We start from the raw sequence: 20,439 nt of genomic DNA, 5'->3' as shown, positions 1-20,439 counted from the left end.
TCTGCTAGTAAAGAGTGGGGAATAGGAAAAAGTTTTTCTTATGCCCAGATGCTCTGCTGCCCAATTCAAAAAAAAATGACTCCTGTAAGTATTGTGGTGTGGACATCTTGTCCGCCCTTGTTTATGTACGGGCGAAATGCCCATCCCACAATATTGGATAATTTATTGATAATCCCTAAGTTGGAAACATAATTAATCCTTCGCTCGTCCTTCCGCTAGATTAACAATTTCTGTTGTTGTCAACTCACACCACAAATAAAACTATCAGCGATTTACTTTTAATAAGTAATGATGATTTCTGGTGCTTATCTAATCCCAAATATCATCTCAAAAAATAACTCAACGGGATTTCTCACTTTTTCCCCGGAAGTTCAGCACAATCATCAGAAAAAAATCTAAGTAAACCTGATTAGTTCCTTCTTACTTGCACACCCACAATCACAACATGAAATCACATCTACTAGCGATTGCTTTAAGCAGTTTGGTTCTAGTTGCAGGACAAGCTAAAGCGTCACAATTACAGTCTTGGTACTATGATTCTAACCAAAATCAATTAGACCTAACTACCACTTCGGGAATAGAACCAAAAGCTTTTTTATTAAATAATCCTAGCCGATTGGTAATTGACTTACCTGGAACTAATTTTAATTCTGATAGTGTCAAACAAAGTTTGGGGAATGCGGTGAGAGAAATTCGCCTCGGCAAACCAGACTCTCAAACCACTCGTTTTGTCGTAGAATTAGCTCCTGGTTATGATGTTCATTCCCAAAATATATCAATTAAAGGAGATTCTCGTTCTCATTGGATTTTCAAATTCAATTCATTTGACCACCAAAACAATCCCATTGTGGGGGAAAATCGAGAAGATATCGCCATCAAATCTACAGATGCATCAACATTTGCTGGAGTTGTAAATCTTGGTCAAGAGATGGTTGATATCACTTCTCAAATTCGCAGTTTGTTAGCAAGTTATAAAACATTGAATCCGGGAATATTTTTCTTAGATTTAGCTACAGGTAACTATATAGATATTAATGGCGAAAAAAGATTTGCTGCTGCCAGTACAATCAAGTTTCCCTTATTAGTGGCTCTTTTCCAAGAAATAGACGCAGGTAGAATTAAACTCACCGATAAATTAGTGATGCGGCGCGATTTAAAGGTTGGCGAATCTGGAATTATGCAATACAAACCCATTGGCACTAAATTTAGCGTCCTAGAAACTGCTACCTTGATGATGACAATCAGCGATAATACCGCCACAAATCTGATTCTTGATCGCTTGGGTGGTGCAGCAAAAGTTAGTCAACGTTTTCGCAGCTGGGGATTGCAAAATACAGCACTTCGGAATCTACTTCCAGACATCGCTGGCACAAATACAACTAGTTCTAAAGATTTAGTCAGATTGACGGCGTTAGTTTTTAATAATCGTTTGTTATCTCCAACTAGCCGCAATCAAGTTTTAGGCATTATGCGCCATGTCAAAACTAATAGTTTACTACCAGCTGGTATTGGTCAAGGAGCTACGATCGCACATAAAACTGGTACATTGAGATTTATCATTGGTGATGCGGGTCTTATTCAAATGCCTAACGGCAAAAGCTATTTAGCAGGGGTTTTAGTGCAAAGACCAAACTACGATCCCAAAGCTGGAGATTTTGTCCGTGAAGTTTCGAGAAGAGTCTATAATTACCTAGACAATACCAAAGTTAGCAATATAGAACCGATACTTGGCGATGCCTCCGGCGGGCTACGCCTACGCACTCGTTAATAAATGTAGGGGCGTACAGCTAGCTGTACGCCCCTACATTTCTATCGGTATCAGGTATTTCGTGAAATGTTATTAATTCAAGAAATTTCGGATAGCACTACCGCCATTCCTACCAACAGCAGGAATTTCCAGTAGACTATCTGTAGCTTTGCCCGTACCATCGTCGGTAACGAAGTTCTGGTTCCCCGGATGTCCATTGGGCACGAAAAGTTGCGGATGATCAAAAGGCGCTTTCTCGTACCTAACTCGGTCATCAGTCAGTCCCTTTAAAAAGGCGACCAATTGCTGTTTTTCTTCTGGGGAGAGATTCAGCGGCGGAAGAACTCCAAAGTCACCACCCCGATTGTAAAAATCAACCACTTGCTCTAAAGTCGCCTGACCTCCATTGTGAAAGTAGGGAGCAGTGAGTTCCACATTGCGAAGTCCAGGCGCTTTGAAGGCTCCGTCTGCAAACACGGTTTCACTAGGATTTAACGGTGGATTGAGAATGGGGGGGTTTTCGCCGAGGAGAGCCTGAAATTTCCCTGACTGAGCCAATCGTGCCTCTGAAAGCGGATTATTCTGCACAGGGTCATTACCACCCAAACCTAGATCGTCCGTAACAGGTCTGACGCCAATATTGAAGAAGCCATTGTCCTCAGGGGATCTTGCACCAACCGGCGCACGTTTGATTCGTCCCTCTTTAGCCACGTTGCTCACTGAAGCAGCTGTTAATTCTGCTCCAACGTGACAACCAATACACAGACCTTTCCCCTCAAACAGTTGTTTACCTAGTTGCTGCTGCTTGGTTAGGGCTGTGGTGTTTCCTTGCAAGAAGCGATCAAAGGGCGTATCATTGGCAATAAGTGTAGACTCGTACAACTGAATTGCAAGCCCAAAGAATAGCGAGAAGTTATACTCTAACAGCGTGTACTCATCGGTTTGGGAAGAGTTATCAGGACTATTGACAAAAGTCCGTCTACCTTGAGCATCAACTTGGATGAGTCGATTAGACTTCCACCACTCCGGTTTAAAGGCATCTTTAACCAGCTGCTCGTAGGTTCTATCCTTCAGTCCGGGTAGAGGCGATCTACTGTCTGCACCTAAAACGCTGTCTTGTGGATGCACAACCTGTTTGCCTAGCGGTCTGAGGCTAGTTAACTTTTGCCCCAGTACTCGAGGGAGCTTTGTACCGCTAATTGACAGAATATTTTGCACCAGTCCGTTGATAGATTTTATGTTGTCAACTTCCCCGAGCTGATCACCAATTTGTTCAATGTTATTACCAATTTGTCCAATGGAATCGAGTAGTGAGCCGACCTGAATATCATCTTGCAGCAGTCCGCTGCTAGATCTTCTGTTGTCAATTCGCCCGAATTTATCACCAATTTCTTGAAACGTACGACCATCAGCAGACGACTCGAAGGAACTGAGTGGTGGGCCGAGCGCCTGGGAAGCCAAAGACGAATTATTCAAGCTGATTTTGACAAATTTGAGCTGATTTGGGTTTTCTGCTTTTACCACAGAGGCGTTAGGGTCTCTTAAACCGAAGGGATTCACCCCATTAAAGATACGCTGTGCCCTTCCATCCCAGAAGTTGCGGAAGTTGAATACTGCATTAATTACGGTTGGCGTGTTACGCGCCTGGACGCGGCGCACATTCGTACCTCGCACGTTAAACACCTTATCTGGCTCGGTTTTTGCTTCGTCTTCCGCGCTACCAGGTTTTACATCAACAAACTTCGTATTCGAGACTCCCTGAGAGGAACTGACATCGTTACGGTCAGATACAACCGTCTTGGGATCATTTGGGTTTGACAGCTTGTGGAAGGGAAAATCTTCTGGCTTGAGCTGGTAGTTTGGCGCGCCACCGACATCAAAAACTGTATCCGGATTTGGTGTCCGATCAGCGTTAACCCGCAAAAGCCCAGGAGAAATCTGATTTTTGGATCTATTGTCAGCTCCAGCATGGAAGTGACAACTAGCACAGGAGGTCAGTCCGTCGCTCCCAACCTGTATATCCCAAAAAAGAGTTTTTCCTAACTTGATCGCGGCTACTTTGTTTTGTACAAAGTCTCCAAGATTGTCAGGCTCTGGAACCGATATGCTCTTGAGCGAAGCTAGAGGCGACGTAACCTGGGCTGATACACTATTTCCAGCTATTACTGCTGCCAGAATAATCGCAGCAATTGTTATAGTCTTTGAAAATCTTGATCTTAGGTAGTTAATCTTACCATCTTTGAATCTCCACCCTTGGCGCTTTATTTTTGTCACCAAAGATTTCAGCAAAAATCGACCTTTTAAGGTCAGTAGCAAGTAAATTGATAAGCCAGTAATAAACACTACTAAGCCTATCATGGGTATAATCCCCATAGTTTTTTATCATCAAGTAACACCGAAAAAATTATACATCTGTGAATAAGTTTAAAATTTAATATTCATGTAAAGGAGTTACGCAATTTACGAATTTTATGTGAACAAAAAACGCCATATGACTACCAAGAAATTGAGTAGGGTCGGTAAGCTATTCTATATTTAACTTGCATTAACTAGGCTGCTAACATCCTTTCTCAACAAGAGTTTGATAAAATGTATATATGCAAATAAGATATATTTTAGCTTATTATCATCCCTACTTTGAGTAGGATATTTAAATGTCACTACATCAAAGTTCTGGTCGGTGGCGCTTAGGGCTTGCGTTATCGTTATTGACAGTCTTCTTGTGAGGAATTTTATCGATTGCTCTGACAGTAATTCTGCAAGCACTTGATATCTATACTGTCATTTGATTTCGATTTTTGGTATCTTTTTTACTAGTTGCTATGTATTTAGGAATACGTGGTAAATTACCAAATTAAAACAATTGCATTTTGCTTATTGGAAATTATTAGCAATTGCTACACTCTTTTTAGGGATTAATTACTTTCTGTTCATGCAAGGTTTAGCACTAACATCACCTGCTAACGCTGAAGTTCTCATTCAATTATCTACCCTTTTATTAGGTTTAGGGGGGTTAATGATTTTTAAAGAACGTTATCGGCTGTATCAATGGATTGGTATAAGTATAATGACTTGCAGTTATCTTTTATTTTTTCGTGAACAACTAACGAATTTAATTACCGCATATGGCACACATATACTAGATAGTGTTTTGATTGTGCTAGGAGCAGCATGGGCTATTTACGCTTTGGTACAAAAGCAGTTATTATAATCTTTCTCTTCCCCTAACATCATGCTGATTATTTACGGGGGCTGTGCTTTATTATTCACTCCTCTAGCCAGAGTAAAATCACTTTTTATACTTGATAATTTCCATTTAGGAATGTTGGTTTTTTGTGCTTTAAACACTTTAGTCGCTTACGATGCTTTTGCCGAATCATTAGAACATTGGGAAGCATCCCGAGTGAGTGCAGTATTAGCTTTAGCTCCGATTGTGACATTAATATCAGTTGTAGTTGTATCAGTTATTGCACCTTATTTGACACCACAAGAAAACTTTACTTTCATCGCAATATTAGGAGCGGGTTCAGTAGTCACAGGTTCAGTAGCGATCGCCTTGACAAAGGCTGATTAATGGGAATGAGTTTCCGGATTTTTACTGTTTTTTTTATCTAGTAAATTCGTGCTATGTTCAAAGCTACAACATAAATACTGAGGCAGAGGATTTTTTATTTGTTATGATTTAATAGTGAAGGCAAACTACTGGAGTCAGACTCTTGTAAGATGGATAGTTTACCCATCTGTGTGACTCTGTAGCATTTAATTGTTCACCTTATAGCCAAAAAAATCCTTGAATAAGAATTCAGAAATCAAAATTCAGGAGTCAGAATCTATGACTGGGGGATTGGTATCCACTACTTTCATTTTGACCATCAAATATATGATTTGATAGGGATTTTAAACCAATTTATACCCATTATCTTAAGCAAGCTACATTCGCAAGTCATACAGAATTCATGGCTGAATTCTAACTCCTGACTCCTAAATTCTGTTTTGATAAAATTGAGGCTAAGAACTTTAAGTAAACCAAGCAGGGCGCCCGAATAACTACCAAAGCCAACACCTGATCAAACCAGACTACCGAAATAGTTGAGCGATGAATAGTTTGTTTGGTAATTGGGCCAGCACCCTGAGAAAAAATTTTTTATTGCTGGTTCTTTCAACACTGCTGCCAACATTTGGAATTAGTAATTCTGTTTTAGCAGCAGAGCGGATTTATGCATCTTATTCAGCTTTAGAGCTTTCCATTTCAGTCACGACTTTAGAAAACTACGCCAAAACAGATCTAATTGACGGTGATTTTGCAGCGTATCAGCAATATCTGCCTCTACAACAGCTTCAAAAATTACGGCAGATTTTACTCAATCGTGTGAAAGTTAGTCCGGTAGTACTTTCGCAATTTCTCTACACACCGCAAGGAGAATTTTTGCTGCATCGGTTGGCGCAAGTGATTAAAACCCAATCTCGTCAGCCAGAACCAGAATTTCATACTTTGCGTTCGGCGGTAATTTTAGCCTCTGCTGAATCGGGAGGCTTGACACTTTTGAATGTGTTGCGTAAATATCCCACCAACAGGATTAACCTTGATGTAGTGCAGACTTTGGAAATAGCTACACAATTAGAGAAACTTGTTAATAAAACCCATCGGGCGATCGCAGCAGTTTCCCAAAAGTCTAAGATAGAAGCTGCTACCATCAAACAACCAAATTTATCACAATTGCCCGATTTACAGATTCCGGGAAAGTTGAAGTCGCAAAAATACACCTTAAAGTTTTTCGACTCAACACGCAATCGGCTTTTATTAACTGATGTTTATATTCCTAATATTCAGAATGCTGCACCTGTAATTGTAATTTCTCACGGCTTGGGTTTAGACAGCAGCAACTTTCAATATTTAGCCACTCACCTAGCTTCCTACGGATTTGCCGTCGTCGTTCCCAATCATCCTGGTAGTGATGCTAAACAATTACATTCTCTGTTGAATGGACGCGCCAATGATGTAGCAGAACCCAGTGAATTTAAAGACCGTCCTTTGGATGTAACATATATACTGAATCAATTGGAAAAAGGTAACCAATCTGATTCACGATTTAAAGGTCGGTTAAATCTGCAAGAAGTTGGAGTATTTGGTCAATCTTTGGGAGGCTACACAGCCTTAGCCCTGGCAGGTGCTAAAATCAACTTTGACCAGCTAAAACAAGACTGTCAACCAGCAACACTGCAAAATACCTGGAACATGTCTTTACTACTCCAGTGTCGGGCTTTGGAATTGAACATCAACAAGTCTGGCAAGGATTATAATCTGCAAGATGAGAGAGTGAAAGCTGCGATCGCAGTTAATCCCATTACTAGTTCTATTTTCGGCAAAGCTGGCTTAAGTCAAATTAAAACTCCAGTGATGATCGTCAGCAGTAGTGATGATACAGTTGCACCAGCTCTATCTGAACAAATTTTACCTTTCTCCTGGTTTGCAAATTCACAAAAGTATCTCGTCATGCTTGTAGGTGGCACCCACTTTTCCACCATTGGCAACGGTAACCCTGCAAATCAACAAGTAGCATTACCTGCGGATATGATTGGTGACGCTTCTCAAGCGCGTCGTTATATGAATGTTTTGAGTTTGCCTTTCTTCCAAACTTACGTCGCGAGAAGACCAAAATACGTCTCTTACCTCAACGCCGCCTACACCCAAAGCATTTCTAGTAAGTCTCTTGGATTGAGTCTCGTTCAGTCGCTGAGTAAAACCGAATTAGCACAAGCACTTGGTAGCGATCGTCACAAAACTCAATACTTTCAAAAAAAAGCCCCTAACTCCATACTCAGCTTTGGATTTTGGATGTTGGATGTCGGCGTTGCAATGCTGCATGTGACGATTTTTATTTAATAATCACATTTAAAAATTCAAGTCTGTCCCTCTCTGGCTCAGAGAGGGACAAGTTTTGCGTAGTCAAACCAGGGAGAGGTCTTTTTATTAACCTAATTAGGGGGCTGCTGCTTCCACTGTGATCAGAGACGCACCTTTTCAACTAAGGTATAAAAAAGGCATAGCAATTCAGTTTGTGAAAAACAAAAAAACTCAATTTTATTGAATAAATTGTAAAACTACCTAATTATCTCAAATCAACCGTAGAACTACTTAATTGTATAGAATTGCTATCAAAATACTTCAGTATAAGCACTAGATGATTTTATGCTTTGATTTGTCAAACTATCCACTAGCTAATTCAAAAAGTGAATACAGCTCAAACTTAAAATAGTCTCGACATTAATGTGAAATAGAATTATGACTACAGCAGACAAGAATTCAATTACAGGCCTTTATGTAACTTACTTCGGTCGTGCCCCTGATCCGACTGGTCTGAATTATTGGTTAGGCCAAGCCAAAGCGAATGTATCGCTCGAGACCATAGCCACTAGTTTTGGTAGTGCATCAGAGTCTACAACGAAATATCAGTACCTGGCTTTCCCTAATCTCGCCGATCCGACTGCATTCGTCACCTCAATCTACAACAATGCTTTCGGTCGGGCGCCAGATGCCGATGGATTGGCGTATTGGGTTAATCTGTTGAACACTCAAGGCTCGGGTCAAGTTCCGACCTTTATCCTCACACTGATCCAAAGTGCTTCGTCTGTTGATAAACTAGCTTTGCAAAATAAGGAAGCCGTTGGCCTACGGTTTCTCAATGGACTGCTCAGTAGTGGTAATATCTACCCCACGGAGGAGATACTTGCAGATTCAACAACTATCCTCAATACGATTACCTCTACCTCAGACTCAGTTACAGCAGGTAATACGGCGGTTGATGCAAAGATCAATGAGTACATATCAGCAGGGACAGTCGGTACAAACAGTGTTCTGACAACCTCCCTATTTGACAACTTAATAGGTACAGCGAATAATGACACGATCGCAGGCGCTAACACTGGTACATCAACAACAGATCAAATCCAAGCCACTGACAAGATAGATGGTGGTGCAGGCACTGATACCTTCCAATACATTGGCGCTTACGGTACTGCTGCTGTCCCAACTCTATTAAATGTTGAAAAAGTAGAACTTGTAACTCCTACTACTGGTGCCACAATTGACTTCACTGGCAAAACTACAGGGCTTAAACAAGTTACCATTAAAGGTCTATCTAGTACCCTAGCCGCTTTTACTGCCAAGGGACTTAATGGTATTACCTTTGGTGTTGAAGGTGCCCCCCTTACCGCTGGTGCTACCCCTACCACGACTATCACGTCGCTCACGACTGATTTTGGTTCTACGACCACTAGTGCAAACTTGTCCATCAAGGATGCCACAGTCACTACGGTTGATTTAAACACAGGCAGTATCAACGCTGCACTCACTACCCTTAACATTGCCGCTGATGGTTTAGGTAATAATTCTATTAAGACATTAACACTACCAACGGCTACAACGTCCCTGAAAATTACTGGTGCTGGCACACTAGATTTAGGTGCTACTACCGCGACGACAGTATCAACGATTGATGCCAGCGCAAACACAGGCGGTGTTAAGGTGGCAGTTGGTGTTGTAAATACTACCTTCACGGGCGGTAGCGGAAATGATACTCTTAGCTCTGCATTAACCAACTTCGACACCAGCGATAAGCTTGACGGTGGTGCAGGCACAACGGATACATTAATACTTACGGGTTTGACTGTTGAACCCACCACCGCCCAATATACAGCTATCAACGCTGTCAAAAATTTTGAAGTACTGAACTTATCAGGTACTGGTATAACAGTCGATGCCAGTAAGGTTACTGCTTTTCCAAACGATATATTCACACTAACGTCAGCAGGTAATATCGCAGTTACTGGGGCGACTGCAAGCAATACTTTTACCTTGGCCGGTACTGGGTCTAGTCTAGCAGGTTCTACAGCTAATACATTCGCTCTCACCGGGACTGGTGCTGCTAATATCGTGCTTCAAGATACTGCGACAATCAGCGCTTTAAACTTAACTGGTGTTACCACACTCAACATAGCATCTAAGAAGAAGGATGCTACAACTGCTAGTAATTCGATCACACTAGGCACGGGTCTAGGCACTACTAATACTAGTACTGTGCCGATTAAAGTGACGGGTGACAGCGCCCTCACAATTGCAACGCCCACCATCAATGTAAACATTGACGCTACTGGTTTCCAAGGGGCTTTAACCGCTAGTGGTGGTGGTACTGGTGGTAGTAACATATTAATAGGTGGTAATGGTAATGACGTCTTAACAGGTGGTGCTGGTGGTACTACTAATAGATTAGTAGGTGGTCTTGGTAAAGACGCATTAACAGGTGGTGCTGGTACTGACACCTTTGTCTTCTCGATCGCAGGTTCCAATGCAGGAAGCTTTACGGGTGGTACTACCGATACCTATGATACCGTTAATACTTTCACGCAAGGAACAGATAAAATCGAACTTAGTGGAAGCGTATTCAATAGCGGTAGTTTGATTAGTCAGTCGGCGGTACAAGCGGCCGTCGCTAGTGCAAACAGCTTGAGCACCGCACTTGCAAGTGCTGCTACGGCAATCGGCGCTAGCAAATTTGGTGCTTTCACATATAACAATGATACCTATATCTTGGGTAATGATGCCACTGTAGGTACTCTGAATCAAAGTGATCTACTGATTAAACTCGCCGCCGTTACTCCGACGCTGACTGCTGCGGACTTTACATTCTCCTAATCATCACTCTTGTTTGAAAAAAGAAAGGACTGATCTATTATGGTTAGTCCTTTTTTTGGCTATAAGCATTTCAGCGGTTTTCTTTCTCAGGAATGCTCGTTTTATTGAGTTGGGTATACAACCACAAAAACCAAGACCAAGCGTAATTCCCAGCCTAACGATATAATCACTTTTATGAAGTTTTTTCTGATATTTCTCTATTCTTACAGTTTTATATATTTAAACTTAATTGTGATATTTGCGGAAAATCCTCGGCGTTATCTGCGGTCTTTGTGTATTATTCGGTAAAGCGCTGAGAGCATATCTTGAGCCTGGTTAATGCGTATAAATTAATGCTTTATCAAGAATAAAATGCCGAATATTGATGTTTTGAGCATTGAATTGAGGAGTATTTTAGAGAATCTAGAAGCTGTAATTATTAATTTTGTGTTATCTCAAGGTTTTATCAACTTAAACAAACCATTTGACTGGACTTCCCACGACTGCGTAGCGCGGGTGCGAAAATTGTTGCGCCTCAAACGTGTGGGACACGCAGGAACTTTAGATCCAGCAGCTACTGGGGTGTTACCAATCGCGCTTGGTAAAGCCACAAGATTATTGCAATATCTGCCAGAAAACAAAGCTTACAAAGCCACCATTCGGCTGGGTGTGCGTACTACAACCGATGATTTACAAGGTGAAATCATCACTTCTCAACCTTGTGCTGGATTGAGTTTAGCAGAGGTGAAAACTGCACTGGCACAATTTGAAGGCAAGATTGAGCAAATACCACCTAGTTACAGTGCAATCCAAGTGGATGGTAAACGTCTCTACGACTTAGCACGCCAAGGAAAAACGGTAGAAGTTCCAGTGCGAACAGTGGAAGTTTTTCAGATAGATATTTTGGACTGGAGAGAAGGAGATTTTCCGGAATTGGATGTGGCGATCGCCTGTGGTTCTGGTACATATATTAGAGCGATCGCTCGTGACTTAGGTACAATCTTAAAAACTGGTGGAACTCTTGCGGCTTTGATCCGTACCCAAAGCAGTGGTTTCGATTTAGCAGATAGTCTCACTTTGACAGAGTTAGAAACTAAACTGCAAGCCAAGACATTTCAACCTTCTGTACCTGATGCAGCTTTACAGCATTTGTCATCTGTTACTTTACCAGTAACAACTGCTCAAAAATGGTGTCAAGGTCAGCGAATTTCTTTAACTTTCGATGTTCGTGAAATAGTTCGAGTTTATGATCAAGAGACTCGCTTTTTAGGTATTGGGCAATTACAAGACAAAGTGTTGATTCCCCAAATGGTTTATGAACCGATTTCTTAAAACTGTGATAAGTTGAAGGTTTTAATTTGAACACATTTGGACACAATGTGTAAAATTATCATCAACAGTAACTTAAATGGTAGATTTACTATGATATCACATATCAAACAACAAGTAATTTGCTAGTTTCCTTTAGCCAAGAGCAAATAAAACTGGGAATAAGACATGACCATAATGGCAAATATTTAAAAGCTATTGAGAAAGGGCAAGTTCCGCCACGAGGATTTGTAGATGAAAATTGGCTTTTAGATATTAATTCCCCTTTTTTGGATATCAAACTTCCTCACACCTGAATACTGTAGCAGCTTGAACTGTAATTGAACACTGCAATGCTTGGCAGCTAGCCGTATGACACGATTAGAAAAATAATATAACGAACTACTATGACAGAAAGGCCAAATCGAATTGAGGCAATTTTAGAGCGGAAAGCAGAAAGGGCTGAAGCGAATACGACAATGATACAAGCGATCGCTAGACAGGAGAACAACCAGTAATGAGCGATCGCCATCCTACCACTGCTGCACGTCTCAATGTTTACATCCAAGGTCAAGGATTCCCCATTCTGGGCTTACATGGTCATCCTGGTACTGGTCGTAGTCTTTCTGTCTTCACCAATCATTTATCAAAACGCTATAAAACTTTTGCCCCTGATTTACGTGGATACGGCAAAAGCCGCTGGAATGGCAATTTTGATATGAATGACCATTTAACTGATTTAGAAGCGCTGCTAGACCGCTTTGAGATTGAAAAGTGCCTAGTATTGGGATGGTCACTTGGGGGTATTCTGGCAATGGAGCTGGCATTACGTTTGCCAGAGCGGATTACAGGGCTGATTTTGGTAGCGACAGCCGCAAAACCCCGTGGCAGTCATCCTCCTATCACTTGGCAAGATAATTTATATACTGGTGTTGCTGGCTTATTAAACTATATAAAACCAAGTTGGCAATGGAATATTGAAACCTTTGGTAAGCGATCGCTTTTCCGCTACCTAATCCAACAACATACATCTACCACTTACAACTACATCGCAACCGTTGCAGTACCAGCTTATTTGCAAACCTCTCCTGCTGCTACTCGCGCCCTCTATAGTGCAATTCAATCAGGATACAACCGACTTCTAGATTTGCAACAAATACAATGTCCGAGTTTAGTTCTTGCAGGTGACCAAGACCGCCACATCACATCTGATTCCAGTTTAGAAACTGCTCAACACCTGCAAAATTCTCAGTGGCAGTGCTATCCGAACACCGCCCATCTTTTCCCGTGGGAAGTTCCCCAGCAGGTGCTAAATGATATTGACCATTGGCTGGAAGAACATCCGCAGGTAATTGGTATTGATACTCCCCACGACGGCTAAAGCAGGGGGATTCTTGAACAGTCAATATAGACTTTCAAAGGCGTGTACCAACCGCCCCGTCAATAGTCAAAAGTCCCAGAGTTTTTGACTATTGAACAAATAATTCGTAATTAGAACTCGAAATTACTAATTACGTAGCTTGCTTCTCGCCTTCTCTACGAGACGCTACGCGAATGGCGAGTATTACGAACTCCGAATTGTGTTCATTCTCTGGCCTAACTTAAAATTTGACCGCCAAAGGCAGGCTGTACTTTGCGGTCAATCTTTTCCCCCAAGTCGTCAGCGATTGTTAAAGTATTAGGTTTGCAGCGCTTGACATGCACAGAAATTCCCTGCGCTCCCTCGACTTCCAAATCTTCTATGTATCCAATGCTTGACAATCTGGCATCAGAAGAACTCAGAAATGGTCCGAAGTAGTACGTGCAGCGGGGATTCTGCGTTACAATCTCTACCCACCAAGCCAAGCCGAGGTAGTCGAATGTGTTAATCAACACTTCCTTGAGGTTATGCCAAATGGTTTTCATGATTTTCGCCGATTTATAAACGTGCTACAGGGTATTAAACGATATGCTACTTTATTAGCTTTTACATTTCTTTATACTCTTTTACTATTATTTTTTCAAAGAAAATTTTTGTAATTTATCTAAGTGCAGCGTATTTAGCGATCGCTGCCGATAAATCTCATAAAGCACCATACCCGTTGCTACAGAAGCATTCAGGCTGGAAGTCTTACCCTGTAAAGGAATCGATACTAAAAAATCACAAGAACGTTGAGTTAACATACTCAGACCTTCACCTTCTGAGCCGATTACCAAAACGATTGGGCCAGTGAAATTGACTGTATGCACAGGTTCACTGCCACTTGCAGCAGTGCCGTAAATCCAAAAGCCAGCTTCTTTTAATTCTTCTAAGGCGCGGCTGAGGTTGACAACTCTAGCTACAGCAAAATTTTCTAAAGCACCTGCTGCCACTTTCATGACAGTGGAAGTGATCCCAGATGCCCTTCTCTGTGGAATCACCAATCCTTGAGCGCCTATTGCTTCGGCAGTGCGAATAATTGCTCCCAAGTTGTGGGGATCAGTAATTCCGTCAGCCACTACAATTACGGCATCGGTTACAGATTTGGCCTGTTCAATTAGATCCGGCAATTCGATGTAGGCGTAGGGAGCAACTTGCGCCGCCACACCTTGGTGATTGGCTTTGTTGGTGAGATGGTCTAAGCGCTTGGGTTCAACTTCATCAATAACTGTGCCATTTTCCTTCGCTTGCAGGAGAAAATGGTGAAAGCTGGGATCGTACCGCAGACGGGTAGTAATCCAGATCCGGTTAAGATTGCGCTGATTTTGCAACGCACTCAATACTGGATGACGACCGTAAATGAGATCACTCTCTTCTTCTGTCGATTGTGTAGATGCAGACGGCTGGGAGAAGTTGCTATTTCGTTGTCGCGAGTTGCCATTGAGGTTGCTATCTATTTTTCTGGGATTGTGAGTGGGATTAGCAACAGAAATGGGGTTGCGAGTCGGATTAGCAACAGAAATGGGGTTGCTATCTATTTTCCTGGGGTTGCGAGTCGGATTAGCAACAGAAATGGGGTTGCTATCTATTTTCCTGGGATTGCGGGTCGGATTAGTAACAGAAATGGGGTTGCTATCTATTTTTCTAGGATTGCTAGTTGGATTAGTAACAACACCCTTACCTTTAATTTTTACGGGTTGTCCTCGATTTGGTTCGCTAGAAGTCTTGACTTTTCTCGGTTTATTCTGCATTGGAGTTATGGATTATAGCGTATGGTTGATCATCCCTATTACCTGAATTTATTGAACCTAATCTAGTGTTGTGGCTACTGTGAAATTGAGTTTTCACTCTTTTTCTATATGAAGTATTTGCAACAGTTCGGTTAAACGTTGGTAATCGGTGAGATATAAGTAGCCTATTAAAGTTTCTAGACTAGTTGCCTGTTGATAAATTTCGGGATTAAGTCGCTTAGGGCGTCCTGTAGCGGCGTTTCTGCCCCGTCGGACAATTTCTAATTCGGTGTCCCTGAGATAAGGAATCAGCGATCGCAAATGTAGCGCTTGTGTTTCCGCTCTTACCTGCTCCACTACCAGACGATGGTAAATTCCTGACCGCTGCAATGGCATTAGATAAAAGATTCTAACATACAACTCATAAATTGCATCCCCCAAATATGCTAAAGCACTAGGAGAAATTTGTTGCACTTGTAAGAAGGAAATCTGTTGGAATGGGGCTGTGGTTGCCAAGAGTGCTTGAGTCCAAGATAAACTCTGTTTGGGAGTTTCATCTTGTCCATCTAATAGCTCTTCCTCCTGTGACTTCACAAATAAATCATTCCTTGACGGGCTAGATTTGGCAGGCATTCTTTGCAAAGACTGATTTTTATGAAGTATGCCATGATAGTATACTTAGCATAATCAATACTATCAAAATTACTTCCTAATTTCATCTTTTTGATTGAGAGTTGGCATTTTAGATCACCCTGATGTCAACGCCTGTAAACCGAATTTCGTCTACTTCTTGTGGTCTATGCCTAAGATATAGTAAAATCTGCACATCAAATTCACCCTCTTAGTTGATCACATTGCCATGCTTACTTAGTAAGCGACAATTTTTAACTATACAGTATCAAGTCAAGTTTACATATAAACAAATTTGCTAGCTTTGTATTTCTTAGAACTTTTTCAGACTTGATTGTTTATCCGAATATTCTAGTCAATAATTACATACCCAAGAATTGGGGTGTTTATATCTTTAATTCTTACTCAACTTTAAAGATAATAGCTTAACTGGCTTTCTCCCTCTCCCACAAGGAGAGAGGTTTTCTGCCAGAAGTTGTAAAAATTAAGCTATCCGATGTTGAATCTGGATAGCTGAATTGATCTCTCGGTTCAAGCAATCAAGACTACTTGACGTTTTCTAGAGCTTCTTCAACTGATTTTTGCAAGGAGAGAAACTTCTCTAGGCGAACAAGCTTGACCGTTTGAGTGACGCGGGCATTCGTGACAATTTGCAAAGTGCCTTCAGCAGTTTGAGCCTGTTTGGCTAGCTGCACCAGAGCACCCAAACCAGAGCTATCAATAAAATCGATTTGTGAGAGATCCAAAATAATATGCTTAGGGCCCTCGTCAATCTTGCTGCCAAGTACCTTGCGAAATGTCGGCTCAGAAAAGGCATCTAACAAACCTGTGAGGCGGAATAGCTGACAGTTATCCCGGACTTCACGAGTGCCCCTCAGGCTAACGGTTAGATTCAGTGGTTCAGCAATAATTCCCTCCTCATGAGTTAGAGTGAACGCTCAAGTATAGATGGTTTTTGAGCAAGTTGTCTACAATCTGCTGGAATAGGGTACTGGGTACTGGAGATTGGGGATTGGAAGAAAATAGTATTTTTAATCTTATTTCCTATTCCCCAGTCCCCAGTCCCCATTCCCCACTCCCTATTTTTACCTCACCTCGGCTGCCACGGCTTGACGTGCTGTTCGCATGGCTTGGACAAATTGCTCAAACAAGTAATCAGCATCGTGGGGGCCAGGACTGGCTTCTGGATGATACTGTACGGAGAATACAGGTAGAGATTTATGACGTACCCCGGCAATGGTGCGATCGTTTAAGTTCAGGTGGCTGATTTCCACAACTGCCGTAGGTAAAGAATCTGGGTCAATAGCAAAACTATGGTTTTGGCTGGTAATTTCTACTCGTTGTTGTGACCCGGCAGGCTGATTTAAACCACGGTGACCAAATTTGAGTTTATAGGTTTCTGCCCCTAGTGCATGACCTAAAATTTGGTGTCCCATACAAATACCAAAGATGGGTTTTTGACTTAACAAGAGCGCTTTGGCAGTTGCAATCCCTTCTGTGACGGCAGCAGGGTCGCCAGGCCCATTAGAAAGAAACACACCATCTGGATTGTAGTTGAGAATTTCCTCTGGTGAGGTATCAGCAGGCACAACAATCACCCGACAACCGTAACTTGTTAAGCGACGCAAAATATTGCGTTTTACGCCAAAGTCAAGGGCAACAACGGTAAAGGGTTCCCCAAGATTTTCCGCAGCCTGAGAATTGAATTCCCAAGCTGGGATTGTGGGATCTGACCATTCATAAGCCGTTGGAGTAGTGACTTCACAAACCAGATTTAATCCTGCCATCTTGGGAGCCGCCTGTACTTGCTCTAGCAATTCCGCCTCATCGAGAATGGCTGTGGAAATGCCACCGTTCATGGCTCCGAACATCCGAATTTTGCGGGTGAGGGCACGGGTATCGATGCCGTAGATCCCTGGTACTTGGTTTTGTTTAAGGTAGTCAGGCAAGGATTGTCTTGATCGCCAATTACTTGGTTGGTGACAAATATTGCGGGCGATCGCACCTCGCACTTGGGGTCGATCTGATTCCTCATCTTCAAAATTGACGCCAGTATTCCCCAATTCAGGATAGGTAAAAATGACAATTTGACCGCAGTAGCTAGGGTCGGTCAGGACTTCTTGGTAGCCGGTCATCCCAGTGTTGAATACCACTTCTGCAATCGCGGTTCCCGTAGCACCGAAAGACCAACCGCGATAAGTGGTTCCATCTGCCAGGACAAGTAAAGCTGGTATTGCGTCAGACAGGGGCATAGGTGATAGATTAAGGATTGGGCATGGGGGAGGCAGTGCGGTCTTCTCCCTTCGCGCAGCGTCTCCAAGAGTTGGGGAGACGCCCGCCGTAGGATGCCCGTAGGGCTGTAGGGCGATAGCGGAGCGTAAAGCCTTTTCTTCTCCGTTGGCGTTAGCCTCTCCCTTTGGGAGAAGGGGAGACGCTGTTCGCGTCCCTTGGACTTGTCTGCGACACGCTGTTAGCGTTCGCCAACGGCATAGCTTCTCTACGAGACGCTAACGCCAACGCTTAGAGCGAGTCCGCGAGCGTCTAGGGTTTCACCAGTGGAGCAACTGCCGTCATTGGGCATTGGGCATTGGGTATTGGGAAAACTTTTTTCTATTCTCTATACTTTATGCCTCATGCCCTAATACTGCGCTTGTTAATTATCCCATAAGTTGAGCAATTGGAAGTTTTTAAAATAGTTAATTAAAATTAAAAGGGAATTAAATTAGCGGGAGTGGATTTGGCAAAGCTTGGGCAGTTAATATTAATTATGCTTCAGTTCTTTTTATCCCGTGCAACCCTAATTTTTCTATCAAGCGCTCTAGCGGTTTTGTGTGTTGCCTGTAGTGAAGACAAACAAAATACTGCAACTGGTGGCAATGAGCAACCCGCGCCAATTGGGGATCTGGCATCAATACAGCCTGCTGTCGAACCAACTACACCAGTAGCTACCCCAGAAGCACAGCCGCTAGAGCCGTTTGAAAGTGAACCAAGTCTTTTTGAGATGGGGCTAGACAAAGCCGTTGGCGCTTGGAGTATCAGCCAATCAGCTCAATCTCCAGATGATTGGAAATTGGTAGCGAGTCAGTACCAGGATGCGATCGCGCTGATGCAAAAAGTGCGGCGACAAAGCCCAGAATTTGCGATCGCTCAAACCAAGATTACTGAATATCAGCGGCAAATCAAATATGCTCAACAGCAAGCTATTCCTCGCCCTGTGCGCGTTGCCGAACCGAAGAGGATAGTAGTTGTTGTTCCCCACACAGCAATCACACCAAAGTATACCTCACCTCTATTGCCTCCTGTAGAAACAAAACCGTTGCCACCAAAACCAGCTTTGCCCTCATCAGTAGTACTGATTCCAGATGAAGCAGTATTTACAGCCCCGATTAAAAGGCGAATTGGTGGAACGCCAATTGTCGAAGTTACTTTTAATGGCCAGCAACAATTTGAGATGATTGTGGATACAGGAGCCAGTGGCACTGTAATTACCCAACAGATGGCTGATGCTTTGGGAATAGTGCCAGTGGGGAGAGCTAAGGCAAACACCGCTAGTTCTAGAGCTGTAGAATTTCCTGTGGGCTATGTTAATTCAATGGCAATTGGTGGCGTAATAGTAAATAAAGTAGCAGTAGCGATTGCAGGTGCGGAACTAGAAACTGGACTTCTAGGACATGACTTTTTTGGCAACTACGATGTCACCATCAAACGTAATGTGGTAGAATTCCGCCCTCAATCGCGATCGCAAATCAATTCCCCAGAAACTCAACTAACTGCTCCAACTTTGTCCAAGCTGCGCCACTTTGTAGGATATCCTTAGCTACTTTAATACCTTGGGCGTGATCCAGCAGGGCGATGGCATCGGCTACTTGCAGCGCCAACGACGCATTCAACGCTACTGCATCCTGTTGCGCTTGAGTTCCCTTACCTTGCAGTACCGCCTTAAGAATCACCGCATTCTCTTGGACATCCCCACCCCGAAGCATACCTATGGAAGCAGGCGTTAGATCCAAATCCAGGGGATTAATCGTAGTTAACTGCACTTCTCCATCTGATAAAACCGCTAAGTCAGTTACATCTCCTAACCCAGCCTCATCGAGTTTTTCTCGCCCGTGCAGCACAATCGCCTTTTCCTTGCCCAAATTCTGTAAAGCTTCGGCAACAGTTGCCAAAAGTTTGGGAGTAAATAACCCTACCACTTGCCCAGTTGGACACAAGGGATTTACTAACGGCCCAAGCAAATTAAAAACTGTTCGCACTTTCAAAGTCCGCCGTAATGAGGCAACCGCCTTGAGTGCTGGATGCCAACCAGGGGCAAACAAGAAAGTGATCCCCACTTCTTGTAATGCTGCTTGTACTTTTTCACTAGAAGCACTTAAGTTGACTCCCAAGGTTTCCAAGACATCTGCACTTCCCGCGAGACTTGACGCTGAACGATTGCCGTGTTTAGCGACGGGTACGCCATAAGCAGCAGCAACAAAAGCAACCGCTGTAGAAATATTAAAGGTTGATGACCCATCTCCACCAGTGCCACAAGTATCTATTACAGTAGTGTTAGCGGTAGCGGGGCTTTTAGCCCGTGCTGATTTATGAGTGCTAAGTGGGAAACATTGAGATTGTAATACTTCAGCCATGCCGGTCAACTCATCGGCAGAAATACCTTTAAAGTTCAGCGCTATTAAAATAGCCCCTGATAACTCTGGGGGAACCGCTTCACCGAGCCATCCTTGCATCAATTTAGCAGATTGAGTACGGGACAATGATTGACCATCTATTAATTGTTGTAGCAAGATATACCAGCTAACAGAGGATTCTTGAGCAGGGATTGGGGAACTTGTCATAGCTAAGGTTTTTGTGGGTATGGGAGCTATCCTACCGAAAAATGAGAAAGGTTCTTAGGGGTTGACATTTAAGCAATTACTTATGTATTATCTAAATAGTTAAGCGTTTGCTTAAA

At 42.7% G+C, this 20,439-nt stretch carries 14 protein-coding genes and 1 pseudogene; 8 read left to right on the top strand and 7 right to left on the bottom strand.

Features of this window, described 5'->3' with window-relative positions; all coding sequences use genetic code 11:
- Both V7L29_RS12870 and V7L29_RS12865 read left to right on the top strand, forming a co-directional pair.
- Positions 1-192 (top strand): hypothetical protein (locus V7L29_RS12870; protein WP_334735709.1); only part of this gene is annotated, 192 nt, incomplete at its 5' end.
- 253 nt (positions 193-445) lie between these two features.
- Complete coding sequence (locus V7L29_RS12865; RefSeq protein WP_334735708.1) at positions 446-1,768, top strand: serine hydrolase; 1,323 nt, start codon at positions 446-448, stop codon at positions 1,766-1,768.
- Between the two features lie 72 nt (positions 1,769-1,840).
- Here V7L29_RS12865 and V7L29_RS12860 read toward each other — a convergent pair whose 3' ends face one another.
- Positions 1,841-4,120, bottom strand: coding sequence for a cytochrome-c peroxidase (locus V7L29_RS12860; protein WP_334735707.1), 2,280 nt, complete (start codon positions 4,118-4,120; stop codon positions 1,841-1,843).
- A gap of 281 nt (positions 4,121-4,401) precedes the next feature.
- On the opposite strand from V7L29_RS12860, the pseudogene V7L29_RS12855 reads away from it, so the two are divergent.
- The 5 genes and pseudogenes from V7L29_RS12855 to V7L29_RS12835 all read left to right on the top strand — a co-directional run bounded on the left by V7L29_RS12855 (position 4,402) and on the right by V7L29_RS12835 (position 13,107).
- Positions 4,402-5,321: pseudogene (locus tag V7L29_RS12855) on the top strand (DMT family transporter).
- A gap of 522 nt (positions 5,322-5,843) precedes the next feature.
- Positions 5,844-7,631 (top strand): alpha/beta hydrolase, encoded by a 1,788-nt coding sequence (locus tag V7L29_RS12850; protein ID WP_334735706.1) that lies wholly within the window; start codon positions 5,844-5,846, stop codon positions 7,629-7,631.
- Positions 7,632-8,030: 399 nt separating this feature from the next.
- Positions 8,031-10,439, top strand: coding sequence for a DUF4214 domain-containing protein (locus V7L29_RS12845; RefSeq protein WP_334735705.1), 2,409 nt, complete (start codon positions 8,031-8,033; stop codon positions 10,437-10,439).
- A 351-nt stretch (positions 10,440-10,790) separates the two neighbouring features.
- On the top strand, positions 10,791-11,750 hold the full coding sequence (gene truB / locus V7L29_RS12840; protein ID WP_334735704.1) for a tRNA pseudouridine(55) synthase TruB: 960 nt from the start codon (positions 10,791-10,793) through the stop codon (positions 11,748-11,750).
- A 493-nt stretch (positions 11,751-12,243) separates the two neighbouring features.
- Positions 12,244-13,107: an alpha/beta fold hydrolase gene (locus V7L29_RS12835; protein WP_334689391.1), complete on the top strand. Its 864-nt coding sequence runs from the start codon at positions 12,244-12,246 to the stop codon at positions 13,105-13,107.
- 215 nt (positions 13,108-13,322) lie between these two features.
- Here V7L29_RS12835 and V7L29_RS12830 read toward each other — a convergent pair whose 3' ends face one another.
- The 5 genes from V7L29_RS12830 to carA all read right to left on the bottom strand — a co-directional run bounded on the left by V7L29_RS12830 (position 13,323) and on the right by carA (position 17,737).
- The gene (locus V7L29_RS12830) at positions 13,323-13,631 is read right to left on the bottom strand and encodes a DUF1816 domain-containing protein (RefSeq protein ID WP_334689390.1); all 309 of its coding nucleotides are present in this window, start codon (positions 13,629-13,631) and stop codon (positions 13,323-13,325) included.
- 87 nt (positions 13,632-13,718) lie between these two features.
- Positions 13,719-14,876, bottom strand: coding sequence for a 23S rRNA (guanosine(2251)-2'-O)-methyltransferase RlmB (gene rlmB, locus V7L29_RS12825; protein ID WP_334689389.1), 1,158 nt, complete (start codon positions 14,874-14,876; stop codon positions 13,719-13,721).
- Positions 14,877-14,969: 93 nt separating this feature from the next.
- On the bottom strand, positions 14,970-15,449 hold the full coding sequence (locus V7L29_RS12820) for a Mini-ribonuclease 3 (protein WP_334689388.1): 480 nt from the start codon (positions 15,447-15,449) through the stop codon (positions 14,970-14,972).
- Between the two features lie 581 nt (positions 15,450-16,030).
- Entirely contained in the window at positions 16,031-16,396 is a 366-nt protein-coding gene (locus tag V7L29_RS12815) for an STAS domain-containing protein (protein ID WP_190727785.1), read from the bottom strand.
- Positions 16,397-16,570: 174 nt separating this feature from the next.
- Positions 16,571-17,737, bottom strand: coding sequence for a glutamine-hydrolyzing carbamoyl-phosphate synthase small subunit (gene carA / locus V7L29_RS12810; protein ID WP_334735703.1), 1,167 nt, complete (start codon positions 17,735-17,737; stop codon positions 16,571-16,573).
- 515 nt (positions 17,738-18,252) lie between these two features.
- On the opposite strand from carA, the gene V7L29_RS12805 reads away from it, so the two are divergent.
- Complete coding sequence (locus V7L29_RS12805; RefSeq protein ID WP_334689386.1) at positions 18,253-19,302, top strand: retropepsin-like aspartic protease family protein; 1,050 nt, start codon at positions 18,253-18,255, stop codon at positions 19,300-19,302.
- On the opposite strand, the gene trpD is transcribed toward V7L29_RS12805, so the two are convergent.
- Positions 19,232-20,323 (bottom strand): anthranilate phosphoribosyltransferase, encoded by a 1,092-nt coding sequence (gene trpD / locus V7L29_RS12800; RefSeq protein WP_334735702.1) that lies wholly within the window; start codon positions 20,321-20,323, stop codon positions 19,232-19,234. The genes V7L29_RS12805 and trpD overlap by 71 nt on opposite strands.
- Positions 20,324-20,439: the final 116 nt, after the last annotated feature.

Origin of the sequence: Nostoc sp., assembly GCF_036916575.1 — a bacterium.
Lineage (GTDB): Bacteria > Cyanobacteriota > Cyanobacteriia > Cyanobacteriales > Nostocaceae > Nostoc.
Note: the sequence above shows the minus strand (reverse complement) of the source record. Positions and strands in the feature narration are given on the sequence as shown.

What these genes read in the sequence shown, in the direction of transcription:
- V7L29_RS12835 (WP_334689391.1), top strand. Translation starts at nt 12,244, where the DNA reads ATGAGCGATCGCCATCCTACCACTGCTGCACGTCTCAATGTTTACATC.
- truB (WP_334735704.1), top strand. Translation starts at nt 10,791, where the DNA reads ATGCCGAATATTGATGTTTTGAGCATTGAATTGAGGAGTATTTTAGAG.
- V7L29_RS12865 (WP_334735708.1), top strand. Translation starts at nt 446, where the DNA reads ATGAAATCACATCTACTAGCGATTGCTTTAAGCAGTTTGGTTCTAGTT.
- V7L29_RS12850 (WP_334735706.1), top strand. Translation starts at nt 5,844, where the DNA reads ATGAATAGTTTGTTTGGTAATTGGGCCAGCACCCTGAGAAAAAATTTT.
- V7L29_RS12845 (WP_334735705.1), top strand. Translation starts at nt 8,031, where the DNA reads ATGACTACAGCAGACAAGAATTCAATTACAGGCCTTTATGTAACTTAC.
- trpD (WP_334735702.1), bottom strand. Translation starts at nt 20,323, where the DNA reads ATGACAAGTTCCCCAATCCCTGCTCAAGAATCCTCTGTTAGCTGGTAT.
- V7L29_RS12805 (WP_334689386.1), top strand. Translation starts at nt 18,253, where the DNA reads ATGCTTCAGTTCTTTTTATCCCGTGCAACCCTAATTTTTCTATCAAGC.
- V7L29_RS12860 (WP_334735707.1), bottom strand. Translation starts at nt 4,120, where the DNA reads ATGGGGATTATACCCATGATAGGCTTAGTAGTGTTTATTACTGGCTTA.
- carA (WP_334735703.1), bottom strand. Translation starts at nt 17,737, where the DNA reads ATGCCCCTGTCTGACGCAATACCAGCTTTACTTGTCCTGGCAGATGGA.
- rlmB (WP_334689389.1), bottom strand. Translation starts at nt 14,876, where the DNA reads ATGCAGAATAAACCGAGAAAAGTCAAGACTTCTAGCGAACCAAATCGA.
- V7L29_RS12830 (WP_334689390.1), bottom strand. Translation starts at nt 13,631, where the DNA reads ATGAAAACCATTTGGCATAACCTCAAGGAAGTGTTGATTAACACATTC.